The following is a 14597-nucleotide window of genomic DNA, read 5'->3' on the forward strand; positions in this document are numbered from 1 at the left end:
AATCATTGCCTGGTTGGTTAACAAATGGTGAACTAAATGGCTGTGACGGACCTGCCGCTGTTTCAGGCGCTGAAATCGAAGATGCGGTGGCATCAGGCGAGGCAAGGTGTGCTTGCCGAAAACATCGCCAATGCGGATACGCCGGGGTACGGGGCAAAAGAGGTCAAGGCCTACAGTTTCGAGGACCATTTGAGCCGGGCAGGGCTGGCGTTGTCCACCGACACGACGCGCGCCGGTCATATCACTGGAAACATGTCAGGCACCAAGGACGCCAAGGTCAAGGAGATGGATGCCTTCGAGGTCACGCCCAGCGGCAACAGCGTCAACCTGGAAGAGCAGATGATGAAGATCACCGAGAACCAGATGGATTACCAGGCTGCGACAACCCTTTACACCAAGGGCATGGGCCTGATCCGGACCGCGTTGTCGAAAAGCGCATAAGTCGGCTTTCGCACACGCCGTCTGGTGCGGTGTTGCCGGGAGCGTGCTGCAAGAAAACGGGACAAAAGGACCGACAATATGGACCTGATAAAATCGTTGTTTGTTTCGGCAAGCGGCCTGAAGGCGCAAAACGGGCGCATGCGGATCATCGCGGAGAATATCGCCAACGCGAATTCGACCGCCAGAACGCCTGACGAAGAGCCTTACCGGCGGAAGATCCCGACGTTCAAGACACAGTTCGACAAGGCGCTTGGTGCCGAAACGGTGGAGCTGGGTCCGATTGCCGAGGACAAGAGCGATTTCAAGTCGGTTCACATGCCGGGACACCCGGCGGCCGACGAGAAGGGCTATGTGCTGCAGCCGAACGTCAACACGCTGATCGAAACCACCGACATGCGTGAGGCGCAGCGGTCCTACGAGGCCAACCTGAACGTCATAGAGTCGACGCGGCGCATGCTGCAGCGAACCATCGACATCCTGCGGGCCTGATCCTCGCAACAATGGGAGTGGAGCTTATGTCCACAGCGTCAATTGCAAACAATGCCTACCAGACGGCCGCCCGGCTGCAGCAGCAGATGCCCGGTGTGGAAGATGCCGCCCCGAAGGCGGAAATGGTCGATTTCGGCAAGATGGTAAGCGAGGCGGTCGGGACTGTTGTCGAAAAGGGTCAACAGGCGGACGACAAGGCCGTCAGCATGATCGAAGGCAAGGCGGATGTGGTCGATGTGGTCACGGCAATCGCAGAGACCGAACTTGCCCTGGAAACGATGGTGGCGGTCAGGGACCGTGTCATTTCCGCTTACGAGGAAATCATGCGGATGCCGATTTGACCCGGCCTGGATCAGATTTTGAGGTGGCCGAGCTTCCTGTTCGCGTTCAGTTGAGTCCGGACGGCATGCTCCGGAGAGGTGTGCGATGACAGGCGGTGAAGTTCTCGATCTTGCCCGCGAAGCGGTCTGGACGATGATCCTGGTGGCCGGGCCGACCATGATCGTCGGTCTGCTTGTCGGTGTCGTTATCGCCCTGTTTCAGGCGCTGACGCAGATCCAGGAAATGACACTCGTCTTCGTCCCGAAGATCCTGGCGATTTTCCTGACGATGCTTGTCACACTGCCTTTCATGAGCCAGTTGTTGCAGGCTTTCATGGCTCGTGTGGCCGAGATGATCCTTGCGACGAGCTAGAGGCAGAGCGTCCTGCCTGCGCGGGACTGCGGGAAAGGCGATCCGAGAGGGAATATGACGGTTCAGCTCAATTTCCTGCCGGATATCGTCGCGGTGTTCATGTTGATGTTCGCGCGTCTCGGCACGATGGTTATGCTGCTTCCGGCACTCGGGGAAAGTTCCATCCCGATGCGGTTCCGTCTGACCATCGCCCTTGCGCTGACCCTTGTCCTTTATCCCGTTATCGGGTCGCAGTATCCGTCCGGACTGACCGCCGATCCCTTTCGCCTTCTTCTCCTGCTGGGTGGAGAACTCGCCATCGGCTTCGCTATCGGTCTTTGCGCCAGGATGATCACCTCCGTTCTGCAGATCGCCGGTGTGATCGTGGCGAACCAATCCGGCATGGCTTTCGCCCTTGGAACGGATATCGCCAATGAAGGCCAGCAGGGCGCACTCTACGGCAACTTCCTGTCGATCCTCGGCATCACGCTGGTCTTCGTCACCGACAGCCACTATCTGGTGATTGCCGCGCTCTATGACAGCTTTGAGATCTTTCCGCCGGGAACAACGCCGCCTGTCGGCGACTTTTCGAAAAACGCGGCCGACACTGTGTCTCATGTGTTTTCGATCGCGGCGCGCGTGAGCGCGCCTTTTCTGGTTGTCGGCCTCGTCTTCTATTTCGGTCTCGGCCTGCTCAACAAGCTGATGCCGCAGATGCAGATCTTCTTTATCGCCATGCCCGTGAATATCGCGATCGGGCTGTTCATGTTCATGGTTCTGCTCACGACGATGATGATGTTCTATCTGGAGCATTTTCAGCAGTCGCTCGGCAAGTTCATATTGGGGTAGCGCTGCACGATGGCAGAAGGTAGCGACGACTCAGAAAAGACAGAGGACCCATCACAAAAGCGCCTGAAAGAGGCGCATGACAAGGGGGACGTTCCCAAATCGCAGGAAGTCAGCACCTGGTTCACCCTGGCCGGTGCGACCCTGATGATTGCCATTTTCGCGCCCTCGACAGCGGCTTCGCTCGGCGGCCTGATGAAAGGTTATCTGGAGCATTCCTACCAGATGCCCGTGGACGGCTACGCCCTGAAGGCCTTGTGGCGCGATACCGGACAATCGGTTGCGCTTATTGTCGGCGTGCCGCTGGTCATGCTTGTGGTGATGGCGGTCGCGGGAAATCTCATTCAGCACCAGCCGCTGTTCACCGCCGAGACGATCAAGCCCAAGCTGTCGAAGATTTCACCGGCCTCCGGATTCAAACGGCTGTTTTCGGCCGACAGTCTGGTGAATTTCGCCAAGGGAATGATCAAGATCTCGGTTGTCGGCGCTGTCATGGTCGCGGTCATGTGGCCGCACCGCGACGAGGCCGACGTGATGATCTTTGCCGATCCGTCGGTGATCCTGCCGGAAGCAAGAGTGCTGATCCTGCAGCTTCTGGCCGCCATTCTTGCGGTAATGACCGTTGTCGCGGGCGCCGATTTCGTTTACCAGCGCAACAAATGGTTCAACAAGCAGAAGATGTCGCTGCGTGAGGTCAAGGACGAATACAAGCAGACCGAGGGCGATCCGCTCGTCAAGGGCAAGATCCGGCAGTTGCGCATGGAGCGCTCGCGCAAGCGCATGATGGCTTCGGTGCCCTTGGCGACAGTGGTCGTCACCAACCCGACCCACTATGCGGTGGCGCTGCAATACGAGGAAGGTATGGATGCGCCTCGTTGCCTTGCCAAGGGAGCCGACGCGGTTGCGCTGCGGATCAGGGAAGTGGCGAAGGATAACGAGATTCCGGTGATCGAAAACCCACCGCTGGCGCGGGCTCTTTACGCCACGGTTGACATCAATGAGGACGTGCCGGAGGAACACTACAAGGCAGTCGCGGAAGTCATCGGCTTCGTCTTCCGCATGCGCCGGCGGGCATCCTGGCGGAGTAATTAGTCCCTTTGGGGAAGCTGCCGGTTTGATTAGCGGGGCAAACAGGTGAATTTCAACAGGACTTGCTTTCATATAAGTTGAATTTGGCGCTCAAGCACAGAATGCTTGGGGACGGCCCGTTCAAAACCGAATCGGGCCGGGGAGACAAGGCGAATGAGTGACATGGACGGAACGCCGAGCGGGCCGATGATCAGCCGGCCGGAGCGTTCCGGGAATATTGGCCTGTTGATAGGTCTTGCGCTATTGCTCGTCGGCGCGGCTGCTGCCTTCGCGGTCATGGACCGGGATGTCGCACAGCCGTTCATTCTTGCGCTGCTCGGCATTCTGGCCGTGGTCGGGGTGTTTTGCCTGTTCGCCGGTGCGATAGGCTTTTTGCGCCTGTCCGCACGTCCGGGCGAAGCCAATCCGCTTGCCTCCGCCTTCGTCGACACTCTGGAAGACGGCGCCCTGATCACCGATCTGGACGGGCGTCTTGTCTATGCCAACAAATCCTACGCGGATCTGACCGGCGCGGAATCCGCCGCGGACATTCGCGTCGTCGAACGTGTCTTTTCTTCCGACCCGGATGCGGCGGATGCTATCTTCCGTCTGTCCCAGGCCATGCGCGAGAGCCGAAGGGCGCAGGAAGAGATCCGCATGCCGGTTCCGCTCGGGCGTGCGGAAGGCGTGGCCCGCTGGTACCGGGTGTCGGTGCGTCCGCTGCAGGTGCCGAAGGAGCGCGGCGGCGGCAAGCCGATGGCTGTCTGGCAACTGGCCGACATTACCCGCGATCGCGCCGAGCAGGAAAATTCCTTTCAGGAACTGCAGCGCGTCATCAATTTTCTCGACCATGCCCCGGCGGGTTTCTTCTCCTGTGACGGAGAAGGTCGCCTTGTCTACCTGAATGCGACGCTTGCCGACTGGCTGGGGTATGATCTGGCGCAGTTCGATGCCGGCGATCTTGATCTGTCGAGCATCGTGCGCGGCGACGGCACGGAGCTCATTCGCTCGCTCAAGGGGCAGGCCGGAGAGGTCAAGAGCGAAACCTTCGATCTCGATTTCGTCACGCGAAACGGGCGCGGGCTGCCCGTGCGCCTGCTGCACAGGGTCCCCTTCGGGGAACACGGCCATCCGGGCGACAGCCGCACACTGGTGCTCAACCGTTCACGCGGCGAAGAAGTCTCCGAAGCGCTCCGGGCCGCGGAAGTCCGCTTCGCGCGGTTCTTCAACAACACGCCTATCGCGATTGCCTCGCTGGACAAGGAAGGCAGGGTTCTCAGGACCAACGCGCCGTTCCTGAAACTGTTCGGCGCGGTCGATACAGGTGACGAGGCGCCGAAACTGGAAGCCTATGTGGCCGAAAACGGCCGGGAGCATCTTGCCAGGGCCCTGTCGGCCGCTTCCAACGGGATCGGCGAGATTGCGCCGATCGACATTCCGCTGGTTGAAGGCAACGACCCGCGCTCCGCCACCTTTTATGTTTCCGCCGTTCAGGAAGGCGAGGGCGACGGGGAGGCGGCGATTGTCTACGCGCTGGAAACCACACAGCAACGCGCCCTTGAAGCCCAGTTCGCGCAAAGCCAGAAGATGCAGGCTATCGGTCAGCTGGCCGGCGGTGTCGCCCACGACTTCAACAACGTCCTGACCGCGATCATCGGATTTTCCGACCTGCTGCTGGCCAGCCACCGGCCGACCGATCCGTCCTTCCAGGACATCATGAACATCAAGCAGAACGCCAATCGCGCCGCCGGTCTCGTGCGGCAGCTACTGGCCTTCTCCCGCCGCCAGACCCTTCGGCCGCAGCAGCTTGAGCTCAATGACGTTCTGGCGGATCTGTCCATTCTGCTGGACCGCCTGCTGGGCGAGAAGGTTGAGCTGAAGGTGATCCATGGCCGCGATCTGTGGCCGGTCATGGCGGATCTCAACCAGCTTGAGCAGGTGATCGTCAACCTGGCGGTGAACGCGGGCGATGCCATGGCGGATGGCGGCCGGTTGACCATCCGCACGCGCAATGTGTCCGAGGTCGAGAGCACCCAGTTCGACAACATCCGCGGCATGCCGCCGGGCGAATATACGCTGGTGGAGGTTGAGGACACCGGTCACGGTATGCCGCCTGACATCATGGAGAAGATTTTCGACCCGTTCTTCTCCACCAAGGAAGTCGGCAAGGGCACGGGACTCGGCCTGTCGACCGTTTACGGCATTGTCAAACAGACCGGAGGGTTCGTCTTCTGCTCGTCGGAAGTGGATGCCGGAACGACTTTCCGCCTGTTCCTGCCACGCCACATTCCGCAGTTCGTAGAGGAAGAGAAGCCGGAACCGAAGGAAAAAGAGCCGGAAAAGGTCACCGACCTCACCGGGTCCGCCTCCATCCTTCTGGTGGAGGACGAGGAGGCGGTGCGTGCCTTCGGCGCCCGGGCACTGGCCTCACGCGGATACACCGTCTACGAGGCTGCTTCCGGCAATGAGGCGCTGGAGGTAATGGAAGAGACGGACGGAAAGATCGATCTCGTTGTTTCCGATGTGGTGATGCCGGAAATGGATGGCCCGACCCTGCTCGTCGAGCTGCGCAAGACCCAGCCGGACCTGAAGATCATCTTCGTCTCCGGCTATGCGGAAGACGCGTTTGAGGAAAACCTGCCGCCGGGCGAAAAATTCTTCTTCCTGGCCAAGCCGTTCACGCTGAAACAGCTGGCGACGACGGTGAAGGATGTTCTGAACGGGTAGGGGATTTTTCCCCTGCAGCGCGAAGCCGTTGAACCGGCAGACGGCGGTCTTCGACAAAAGCAGGCCGGGGTTACCAGCCCGTCATGCTGAAATAAAAGACATAGAACACGCCCCAGAGAACAAGGACGAGCGCCAGTTTGGCGCTCCTGGACAGTCTGTCTGCCAGGAGCCGCGAGAGCCCCCAGGCAATCACGGCCATCATCGCGAACCTTGGCAACCGGGCGATGGGCGAAAGCAGGGCGAAGAGACCGAGGCCGGTGCCGTTCGTTCCGGTTTCGGCAGCGAAGATCTTGTAGGGCACGCCGGAAAAAGCGCCGTGCAGCATGCCCTGAAAGAGGCCGCTTTCCAGATAGAGACGGACAGTGGCGAACGTATTTTCCGAGATGCCGGGCACATGGAGGAGAACCGAACGGCTTGCCTGGGGGGCATAGTGCGCGCAGGTCCAGATCAGGGCGCCGCCGACGGTAGCTGCGAGGGCGGCCAAAAGCGCTCTTTTGAGGGAGGTCAGTGCAAGGCTGGTCAGCAGCACATCCGGGACGACGAAGAACAGCGTCGCCTCGGCAAAACCCCACAGGGCGGCCAGTGTCCTACTCCCAGGGCGCAAAGGTCTTTTCCCCGGAGAGTGCGGCGAAACGGTCCTGGAGCGTGTTCATGAACTGAATCCGGTTTCCCTCCCAGGTGATTGGTTCGCCTATGAAAATGTCGCAGAAGAACGGCACAAGCAGGAAGGAGCCCCTTGGCAGTGCCTTGCCCAGTCCATGGGTGAAGACAGGCACCACGGGAGCCTGCGGAAAGCGTTCGGCAAGATAGGAGACTCCCTTCTTGAGGTTGGTCATCTGCTCCGGTTCGCCGCGCGAGCCCTCCGGAAAGAGGATCAGGACCTTGCCGTCGCCAAGAGCATCGTAACAACCCTGCAGCGGATCCTTCGATCTTTCCTTGCCATCCTTGCGTTGGCGTTCCACCGGAATGATGCCGAGCACATGTTCCGACAACCAAGCCTTGGCCGGCGAGGAGAAGAAATAATCGGCTGCGGCTACCGGCTTGATGTCCTTCAGTCTCGACAGCGGCATCAGCGCCATCAGCACCATGGTGTCCAGATGACTGTTGTGGTTGGCGACGATGATCGCCGGCCCCTGCACGGGCAACAATTCCTTGCGGCGGACGTTCAGCCCGAGGAGAAACAGGACCGCGACCCTGATGACGATATAGAAGGCTTTCTGGAGCATCAGGTGGCGACCTTGGGCATGGAACAGCATTGATGGATGATTCCGTTCAACAATCCGATTGCCGGGGTCTGAGTCGCCGCCCCGGCCTCGCGCCGGGGCCATTGTCCCGGGCCCATAGCCGCAGGTCCCGGATCAAGTCCGGTACAGCACTGTGGACTTGCAGTCGATGCGGTTCCGGAGGAGTTCATTCTCATCTCAACCACTCCCTAGTAATAGAAATACCGGGTGAAGTGGAAGAACAGCGGGGCGGTATAGGTGAGGCTGTCGATGCGGTCGAGAATGCCGCCGTGGCCCGGGATCAGACTGCCGGTATCCTTGACGCCGAGGTCGCGTTTGAGGGCTGAGACGGTGACGTCGCCGACAAAACCGGCAACTGGAATGAGCAGACCGGCCGCCGCCGCATGCACCATGTCGAAGGGGGTGACCAGCGGGGCTGTCAGAAGCGCGAGCACGAAGGTGGTGGCGACGCCCCCCAGAAAACCTTCCCAGGTCTTGTTCGGACTGACACCCGGGACAATCTTGTGGCGGCCAAGCAGCTTGCCCCAGGTATATTGGGCGACATCGTTGAACTGGGTCAGGAAGATCAGGAACAGCAGCAGACCGGGCCCGCCGGCGCTGTTTTCTGAGGTCGCTGGCAGGATCAGCAGAAAGGCCGCGTGACTGATGGAAAAGACGCAGAGCATCAGACCCCAGTTGAGCGTGCCGACGGCCTTCAGGAAGCCCTCCGTCTGCTGGGTCAACAAGCTGGCGAAGGGCAGAAACAGGAACATGTAGACCGGGATGAACACGGCGAACATGCCGTAGTAGTTGTCATAAACCCAGAAATACTGGACAGGGACCGCGAGATACGCCCAGAAGAGCACGCGCCGGTCAGCCCGGCGGGTGGGGATCATCGAGAAATATTCCTTCAGCGCCAGGAAGCTGATCAGCGCGAAGACGACGATGGATAGCGTGTTGCTGACCAGAAACGAAACCGTGAAGATCGCCACCATGACCCACCAGCTGCGGGTGCGCTCGACGAGTTCGCTCATGTCTTTCGAGGAGCGTCTGGAAATCGCGTAGACGATCACGCTTGCGACGGCGAGGAGACCCCAGATGCCGATCAGGGCCCAGTGGAGTGCCTGGAGCTGAAGGTTCATGAGGATTTCTTCTCTTCGATGGCCGCGCGGGCACGGTTCAAGATGGTGAGCGCCGAGAGCGCCAGCCCGGCGCCGAAGAGCATCTGATAGAGGAGGGGGCTGGTCAGTCCGAAGGCGATGAGAAGGCCGCAGAGGCCGAAGAGCACCGCCCGGTCGCTCTTGCCGAAGGGGCCGTCATAGCGGCGGCTGGCGCCGATCTGAACGCCGATGACGCCGGTCATCTCTCCAATAAGCGCAAGAACCACAAGCCCGACGACGAGCGGGCCGGAGACAAAAGGCAGGAGCGCGAAGGGCAGGTAGAGCGCGGCGTCGGACACAACATCGCCGAGTTCGTTGAGAACCGCGCCCAGATCCGACTTCTGGTCATGCTCGCGTGCCAGCATGCCGTCGATGGCATTGAGACCCATGCGGATGAACAGGACTGCCGGAAGCAGCAGTAGCGGCAGAAAGGCCCCCGGGAACAACCAGAGCGCCAGGCCCTCCAGAACCGAAAGTCCCAAAGCCGCGAGCGTCACCTGATTGGCGGTGATGCCTGCCGCCGCGAGGCTGCGGCAGAGCGGGCGGAGCAGATCCTGAAAGCGGGATTTGAGCTGATAGATGGTTGGCATTCAAAAATCCGAAAGTATTGAGAAACGCACTCTGAAAACGCCGGAACGAGGTATCGGAATGCACCCCTTGCAGCGGACCGGCGGAATGTCACGCGTCGCGAGAGTAAGCACTTACAAGATGAATTCCAAGCCTTTCACCACAGCGATACACATCGCCGAAAACGCCTGGCCGAAAACGCAGGGAATGTGATGTGGCGGCTATTGGTGTGTCAAACCGCGGGTGTAGACTCCGACCGGCGTTGTGGGAACTTCATTTCCGAAAAGGCACATTTCAATGGTTATGCAGCCATCAATATTCGAAAAGCAATACAAGCCGATCACCGTTCATACGCTGAGCGGGACGGCATTCGTCAATGTTCAGTCCTATCTTTCCGGCGAACCGCGCAAGAAACAATTCAATGGCGCCGCCCTGAACGATCTGCGCAGGTTTCTCACCAAGAAAGACAGGTACAAGAACGGGCAGAACGGGGCGGACAGGCACACATGGGACGACAAGTCCGGCCTGAGCGCCTTCGGCCTGATGGGACCGGACTATTTCAAACCCTGGCTCTGGGTCGACATCACCTGGAAGGATCTGCAGCTCGGCTTCTACGGCAAGGGCACGCCCGAACGCATGCGGCGGATCCTGCAGGTGATCGACTTTTATCTCAGGACGGCGGACATACGTCTGAGCCATGTTCACTGGAACTATGTGATGAGCCTGGAGGAATATGCCAAATATTATCTTGGCCTCGATTGTAACGGGTTCACCGGGGCCTATCTGGAAACGCAGTATCCGTCGCTCGGCATCGATGGCGGCGATCACATCAATTATCTGGACGGGAAGCTGAAAAAGCGTGCGAGCATCGCCGAAATCAAGCCGGGCGATATTCTCAGCAGGGAAGGCGGCGGCGGGACGCGTCACGTCGCGATGATCAACTCGGTATCCGGCGTAATCAACTCGGAGGCGACTTCCGCGCAGGTTTCAATCACCCAGTCCGCCTCCAGCCTCGGCGGTCTCAACACCAAGACCTACACGTTGAAGACGATCAAGGAAGGACCTTCGGACAAGCCGCTGAAATGGCATTTGGCCGGGTACTACAAGTTCAACCATTGTCTTGGGCTGGAACGGAAATAAAGTACGAGATCCGGACGAAGTTCTGCAAACCGCCCGGCGGTGCCCCATCGCGCGCCGGGCTCGTGTTATCGTCAGGGAACGAAAGCGCCGCTGCGGAGCCTGTCCACTACCGCGACATGCGAAAATTGCGGAATGCTCTGGCGGATATGGCATCCGCCCGGGACCGAGGCGCTTCCACAGGAGATAGAGAGTGACCTCGGGACATCCGGCAGCAGATGAATTTGAGAGATTCCGGTTCGGGGAGCGGCTTGTTCGATGATCGATCCCATTCTGCTCACCACGCCGCGCGTCTCCACCTTCAACGGGGAGCAGCATCTGACCAATGCGAGCGGCTTCTTCTTCAGGCGGGAAGACAGGCTTTTTCTGGTGACCAGCCGACATGTGATGATCGACAAGGAAAGCGATCACCTCCCGACCCGTATCGAGATCGAGCTGCATAACAATCCGCAGAACCTTGCCGAGTCGATCGGGCTGTCAATCCCGCTCTACCGCGATGGAACGAGCCTGTGGCGTCAGGGGACCGATACAGCCGGCGAGATCGATGTCGCGGTTATCGAGCTTGAAAGGGACGCCCTGCCGGAAGACCAGCTCTATCGGGTCTTCGGACCCGAACATCTGGTCGACCCGCATGATCAGGTCGAGGTCGGATCGTCGATCCTGGTGATCGGGTTCCCGCTCGGCTTTCACGACACGCTGCACCACATGCCTGTGGCGCGGCACGCGGTCGTTGCCTCCTCGTTCGGCTTCCGCTTCGAGGGCATGGGTTATTTCCTGACCGACGGCCGGACACACCGCGGCATAAGCGGCGCGCCCGTGGTGATGCGCGCTCCGGATCTGGAAGGCATGGAAGGCGACCTGCCGTGGAAACTGCTCGGCGTCCATTCCGCACGCCTGGACGTGGGAACACGCGACATGCAGCTCGACGAAGCGCTGGGCCTGAACTGCGCCTGGTATGCGGATATCCTGCTGACGCTCACCGAGGCTTGACCGGAAACGATCCGGCGACCGGCTTTTCTTTCAAAGAGGGCTACATCAGGAAGAGAGCGGCGGGCAGGAGCTGCCCTGTTCGGCGCGGGATTTCAGGCCCTGCAGGCTCTGCATGGTGTTCTGGTTACCCGGCAGCACGAAGCTCTGTTCCAGGGCGGTGCGCACATTGTTGATCACCGCGAGGTCCTGAACCGCCAGCGTCTGGCAGGGCGTTCCGGTGAAGCGAACGCGAATGCGGATGACGCGCTGGCCGTTGTCCGAGGGGCCGAATTCGGAGTCGAGAGCGGGATTTTCGCCCGTCATCGGTCTCTCCAGAACGACCATATTCGGCTCATCCTGCAAGACGACCGTGCCGCGTTCCTGTGCGCTGGAAACAAGCGCGGCGCGGACATTGGTCGGAGCAGCGGCAATGTTGACGCTTTGGGCGCCGGCCGGAACATCCAGCTGCGGCTGATCGGGGAGGGCGGCGCGGCGGCTCGAGCCGCTCTGGCAGGCGGCCAGGGCGAGAGCGCTCAGGCCGATAACTAGAAGGTTCCGCATCTGCTTTCCCGAATTTGAATAGATCATAAACCACTTTCCGCATTCTGGAGCAATTTATCTGCGCCCATGTTCAGACGGGCAAGATGCTCTGTCACATTAAAACTGAACTACCGCTCCGCAATCAAATAGTTCCATATGAGCAGTCCGGTCCGGTGCCGGAGTGCAACAAAATATCTTGCCGCTCTTCAAACCGAAGCCTGCCACAGCTCTCCTAACGAAGCGTTGTGGCAGCAGCGGGGCGCCATTTGCGTTTGGTGGCGCGATTAAAATTGACCGCCCGTCTTGAAGCCGCCGCCGCCAAACCCGCCGCCGGTCTTGAAACCTCCGCCACCAAACCCGCCGCTACCTGGAAAATTGCCGCCCGGTCCTCCGGATCCGCCGAAACCGCCCATGGATTTCGGCAGGCCGGTGCCGTGCGGAAAGGCCACCTTGCGACCGCGCGGTTTGCGCCGTTTGTGAGAGCGTTCGGCGCGAGCCCAGTAATCCGCCCCCGTGATGGCACCCTTCACGAGTTCACCCAGAAGAACCGTGGTGAGCTTGTTGTCGGAGAAGGTGGATTCCCAACTGCCGTAGCCGCTGGACCTGAACCGCTTGATGACATCCGCCAGTTCGGTGCGCCGACGGCCGATATCGCGTTGCAATTCGCGGTCCTGGCGGATTTCGCGGGCCACCTGTTCGATGCGGTCCTTCAGGTCCTCGATCCGCTGGACGATTTTTTCGTCGTCCGGGGAAGGTGTGTCGTGAGCCGCGCGCCAGAGGTCGTTCAGGTCGTCGGCCTGCAGGGAGACGGACAGGTGTTCCTCCGCCTTCAGGAAATCTGCGTCTTCGCCGCCGGAAAATTCGGCAAGGGCGGTGGAGAGCGTCTCGATGCGCCGGTCCAGCTTGTCCAGATCCCCGTCGATGTTGTCGATTTCCTCGCTGTAAGTCTCGATCGAACCGACAAGATCCGTCCCGGCCGCATCCGTCATGGCGTTGCGGCTGAATTCGGCGAGCTTTGCCTGCTCCTGGCGGGCGATCTGCGCGCAGCGTTCGGCATGTCTGGCCATGCGCTCCGGAATGCCGGTGAGCATGGCGTAATTGGCGCGTGCGTCGTGAAAGCGGATCAGACCGGCAACCCAGCCGTCCAGAGAACGTATGAGGCCGCGGTGCGCGTACTCCGGAGTGCCAAAGCCGCGCTGCCACAGATAGATGAACAAGGGATCGTCATCATAGGCCTTGCCCTTCTCGGCGCGGTCCCGGGCAGAGGTTTCCGCCTTGGCGGCGGCGGCTTCCGCCGTCGCAAGCGCGGCTTCCGTGGCCCGGTTCTGGGCCTGATAGGCGCTGTCGTTCTCAAGACGGCTGTCGACCGCCTCCATCAGCTCATCCATCTGGTTTTCGGCAGCATCGCGGGCGCTGTCCAGTTCGCCGCGTTTTTTCTGCAGCTGAAAACGCTCGCTCTCGCACTGACGGAGCTGTTCGCTCAGCACCTTGTAGTCGGCGCTGCGTTTGTCCAGAAGCCGGCGGGCTTCGCGTGCGGCGCTGTCCAGGCGGGTGTTCAGCGCACCTGCGGCATCGGAATCCAGGCGGAACCGGGCAAGATCGCGATAGGCTTCGCTCTGGCGTTCCTGCAGATCGGTGAGCGCCCGGGTCGAGCGCTCGATGCGCTTGCTGAGTTCGGCTTCCTCGCGGCGCAGGTCCTGAAGGGACTGTTCGATGGTGCCGAGGGTCTGGCGTCCGGTCAGCATGGGCTAGCTTTCCTTTTAGGGAGGCGTTCGTTCCGAGCTGTTACCATTTCGTGATCGCTCCGTCCTGAACACCGCCGCGCCATTTGATATCCAGTTCGCCGCGCCTTTTCTGGCCAAGGATGCCTTTCTGCACGATGCCGTCTTCCATCTTGTCGCGTCGGACCGCGTTGTAGATGGTCTCCGATACGCGCTGGCCCCATTTGTCGACGGTTTCCGCAGCACTGTTCTCTTCCGACGCGATGCTGCGTTGGAGAATGTTGCCGTCCGGATCTATGGCCTCCACCACGATATAGTAGTTTTCGGTGTCCGGATTGGCATCTGGAATGCGGGTGATGCCGGTCGGGACGCCTTCGCGGGCGATGATGCGGACCTCGAAAACTTCCTGAAGCTGCGCCGAGAGCTGGCGCAGGTCGGCTTCCGCCTTGAAGGCAGCGTCGTTCCGGCCGTCGGCAAGCGCAAGGCGTCCGTCATCGGCCAGCGTCCGGGCCTGGTCTTCCACCTCGGCGTTTTCCGTCAGGGTGTCTATGCGGCCGACGAGTTCGCTATAGGTGGCCGGCAGGGACTGCAGCCGGGCCAGAAACTCGGCCTCGGCCCTCTGCGCGGGCAGGCTGACCAGAAAATACCAGGCAGCGATTGCAATCACGAGAACGGTGGCGGCCCCGGCCAGCCATTTCGACCAGGTAGTACGGGAAATATACACCATCGCCAGCGTGCGCTGGAAGCCGGCGGCCGGCGGTGAGTAGACAAAGCGGTCGCGTTTCAGGTCCTCTACGCCGGCCTTGAGGAGGTGGTCGGGAACCTCGATACCTTGCGCGGAATAAACCTGGCGGAGACGCTCGATCATCGCCGCGTCGCGGTCATCCGCCTTCAGTTCCCGGGCGACCTGACCCTCTTCGTGGCGCAGCGTGTCTACCACGTCCATCGCCATCATCAGATCGTCGAGAGGAGCGTCGGTCTTGCTAGCCATAAATGCAGTCTTCTCAAATCGGGCGGGCCGGAGAAAGTCCGGCCCG

General features: G+C 60.5%; 16 protein-coding genes. 9 read left to right on the plus strand and 7 right to left on the minus strand.

The annotated features are described in order from the left end of the window. The first annotated feature begins 36 nt into the window (after positions 1 to 36). From flgB to OA90_RS24680, 7 genes are all read left to right on the plus strand, one after another. On the plus strand, positions 37 to 441 hold the full coding sequence (gene flgB / locus OA90_RS24650) for a flagellar basal body rod protein FlgB (protein ID WP_068419182.1): 405 nt from the start codon (positions 37 to 39) through the stop codon (positions 439 to 441). Between the two features lie 78 nt (positions 442 to 519). Further along, a complete protein-coding gene (gene flgC / locus OA90_RS24655) occupies positions 520 to 930 on the plus strand; it encodes a flagellar basal body rod protein FlgC (protein ID WP_068419185.1) in 411 nt (136 codons plus the stop codon). A gap of 26 nt (positions 931 to 956) precedes the next feature. After that, positions 957 to 1271 carry a flagellar hook-basal body complex protein FliE gene (locus OA90_RS24660; RefSeq protein ID WP_068419189.1) on the plus strand — a complete coding sequence of 105 codons (315 nt, stop codon included), beginning with the start codon at positions 957 to 959 and terminating at the stop codon, positions 1269 to 1271. Between the two features lie 85 nt (positions 1272 to 1356). Then, positions 1357 to 1623: a flagellar biosynthesis protein FliQ gene (gene fliQ, locus OA90_RS24665; RefSeq protein ID WP_068419192.1), complete on the plus strand. Its 267-nt coding sequence runs from the start codon at positions 1357 to 1359 to the stop codon at positions 1621 to 1623. 54 nt (positions 1624 to 1677) lie between these two features. Next, positions 1678 to 2451, plus strand: a complete 774-nt coding sequence (gene fliR / locus OA90_RS24670; RefSeq protein ID WP_068419200.1) for a flagellar biosynthetic protein FliR — start codon at positions 1678 to 1680, stop codon at positions 2449 to 2451. A 9-nt stretch (positions 2452 to 2460) separates the two neighbouring features. Then, positions 2461 to 3540 (plus strand): flagellar biosynthesis protein FlhB, encoded by a 1080-nt coding sequence (gene flhB / locus OA90_RS24675; protein ID WP_068419203.1) that lies wholly within the window; start codon positions 2461 to 2463, stop codon positions 3538 to 3540. Positions 3541 to 3690: 150 nt separating this feature from the next. Beyond that, complete coding sequence (locus tag OA90_RS24680) at positions 3691 to 6243, plus strand: ATP-binding protein (RefSeq protein ID WP_068419206.1); 2553 nt, start codon at positions 3691 to 3693, stop codon at positions 6241 to 6243. A 70-nt stretch (positions 6244 to 6313) separates the two neighbouring features. On the opposite strand, the gene OA90_RS24685 is transcribed toward OA90_RS24680, so the two are convergent. The 4 genes from OA90_RS24685 to OA90_RS24700 all read right to left on the minus strand — a co-directional run bounded on the left by OA90_RS24685 (position 6314) and on the right by OA90_RS24700 (position 9216). Next, positions 6314 to 6847 carry a hypothetical protein gene (locus OA90_RS24685; protein WP_068419209.1) on the minus strand — a complete coding sequence of 178 codons (534 nt, stop codon included), beginning with the start codon at positions 6845 to 6847 and terminating at the stop codon, positions 6314 to 6316. Next, entirely contained in the window at positions 6831 to 7469 is a 639-nt protein-coding gene (locus tag OA90_RS24690; protein ID WP_068419299.1) for a lysophospholipid acyltransferase family protein, read from the minus strand. The genes OA90_RS24685 and OA90_RS24690 overlap by 17 nt, the downstream gene beginning before the upstream one ends. Before the next feature lie 206 nt (positions 7470 to 7675). After that, complete coding sequence (locus OA90_RS24695; protein WP_068419212.1) at positions 7676 to 8608, minus strand: phosphatidate cytidylyltransferase; 933 nt, start codon at positions 8606 to 8608, stop codon at positions 7676 to 7678. After that, complete coding sequence (locus tag OA90_RS24700) at positions 8605 to 9216, minus strand: CDP-alcohol phosphatidyltransferase family protein (protein WP_068419214.1); 612 nt, start codon at positions 9214 to 9216, stop codon at positions 8605 to 8607. Before OA90_RS24700 ends, OA90_RS24695 begins: the two co-directional genes overlap by 4 nt. A 274-nt stretch (positions 9217 to 9490) precedes the next feature. Between OA90_RS24700 and OA90_RS24710 the strand changes: the two genes are divergently transcribed. Then, a complete protein-coding gene (locus OA90_RS24710; RefSeq protein ID WP_156510630.1) occupies positions 9491 to 10333 on the plus strand; it encodes a hypothetical protein in 843 nt (280 codons plus the stop codon). Positions 10334 to 10588: 255 nt separating this feature from the next. Continuing rightward, positions 10589 to 11320 (plus strand): serine protease, encoded by a 732-nt coding sequence (locus tag OA90_RS24715; protein ID WP_068419227.1) that lies wholly within the window; start codon positions 10589 to 10591, stop codon positions 11318 to 11320. 45 nt (positions 11321 to 11365) lie between these two features. Here the strand turns inward: OA90_RS24715 and OA90_RS24720 are convergent, their stop codons facing one another. The 3 genes from OA90_RS24720 to OA90_RS24730 all read right to left on the minus strand — a co-directional run bounded on the left by OA90_RS24720 (position 11366) and on the right by OA90_RS24730 (position 14551). Then, on the minus strand, positions 11366 to 11860 hold the full coding sequence (locus tag OA90_RS24720) for a hypothetical protein (protein ID WP_068419302.1): 495 nt from the start codon (positions 11858 to 11860) through the stop codon (positions 11366 to 11368). 263 nt (positions 11861 to 12123) lie between these two features. Next, entirely contained in the window at positions 12124 to 13584 is a 1461-nt protein-coding gene (locus tag OA90_RS24725; protein WP_068419231.1) for a hypothetical protein, read from the minus strand. A gap of 40 nt (positions 13585 to 13624) precedes the next feature. Next, complete coding sequence (locus tag OA90_RS24730) at positions 13625 to 14551, minus strand: DUF6384 family protein (protein ID WP_068419234.1); 927 nt, start codon at positions 14549 to 14551, stop codon at positions 13625 to 13627. Between the last annotated feature and the right edge of the window lie 46 nt (positions 14552 to 14597).

Source organism: Labrenzia sp. OB1 (genome assembly GCF_001624695.1).
In the GTDB taxonomy this organism is placed as follows: domain Bacteria; phylum Pseudomonadota; class Alphaproteobacteria; order Rhizobiales; family Stappiaceae; genus Roseibium.

Excerpts from the sequence above, each read along its gene's own strand:
- flgB (WP_068419182.1), top strand. The coding sequence starts at position 37 with ATGGCTGTGACGGACCTGCCGCTGTTTCAGGCGCTGAAATCGAAGATG.
- flgC (WP_068419185.1), top strand. The coding sequence starts at position 520 with ATGGACCTGATAAAATCGTTGTTTGTTTCGGCAAGCGGCCTGAAGGCG.
- OA90_RS24660 (WP_068419189.1), top strand. The coding sequence starts at position 957 with ATGTCCACAGCGTCAATTGCAAACAATGCCTACCAGACGGCCGCCCGG.
- fliQ (WP_068419192.1), top strand. The coding sequence starts at position 1,357 with ATGACAGGCGGTGAAGTTCTCGATCTTGCCCGCGAAGCGGTCTGGACG.
- fliR (WP_068419200.1), top strand. The coding sequence starts at position 1,678 with ATGACGGTTCAGCTCAATTTCCTGCCGGATATCGTCGCGGTGTTCATG.
- flhB (WP_068419203.1), top strand. The coding sequence starts at position 2,461 with ATGGCAGAAGGTAGCGACGACTCAGAAAAGACAGAGGACCCATCACAA.
- OA90_RS24680 (WP_068419206.1), top strand. The coding sequence starts at position 3,691 with ATGAGTGACATGGACGGAACGCCGAGCGGGCCGATGATCAGCCGGCCG.
- OA90_RS24690 (WP_068419299.1), bottom strand. The coding sequence starts at position 7,469 with ATGCTCCAGAAAGCCTTCTATATCGTCATCAGGGTCGCGGTCCTGTTT.
- OA90_RS24695 (WP_068419212.1), bottom strand. The coding sequence starts at position 8,608 with ATGAACCTTCAGCTCCAGGCACTCCACTGGGCCCTGATCGGCATCTGG.
- OA90_RS24700 (WP_068419214.1), bottom strand. The coding sequence starts at position 9,216 with ATGCCAACCATCTATCAGCTCAAATCCCGCTTTCAGGATCTGCTCCGC.
- OA90_RS24710 (WP_156510630.1), top strand. The coding sequence starts at position 9,491 with ATGGTTATGCAGCCATCAATATTCGAAAAGCAATACAAGCCGATCACC.
- OA90_RS24715 (WP_068419227.1), top strand. The coding sequence starts at position 10,589 with ATGATCGATCCCATTCTGCTCACCACGCCGCGCGTCTCCACCTTCAAC.
- OA90_RS24720 (WP_068419302.1), bottom strand. The coding sequence starts at position 11,860 with ATGCGGAACCTTCTAGTTATCGGCCTGAGCGCTCTCGCCCTGGCCGCC.
- OA90_RS24725 (WP_068419231.1), bottom strand. The coding sequence starts at position 13,584 with ATGCTGACCGGACGCCAGACCCTCGGCACCATCGAACAGTCCCTTCAG.
- OA90_RS24730 (WP_068419234.1), bottom strand. The coding sequence starts at position 14,551 with ATGGCTAGCAAGACCGACGCTCCTCTCGACGATCTGATGATGGCGATG.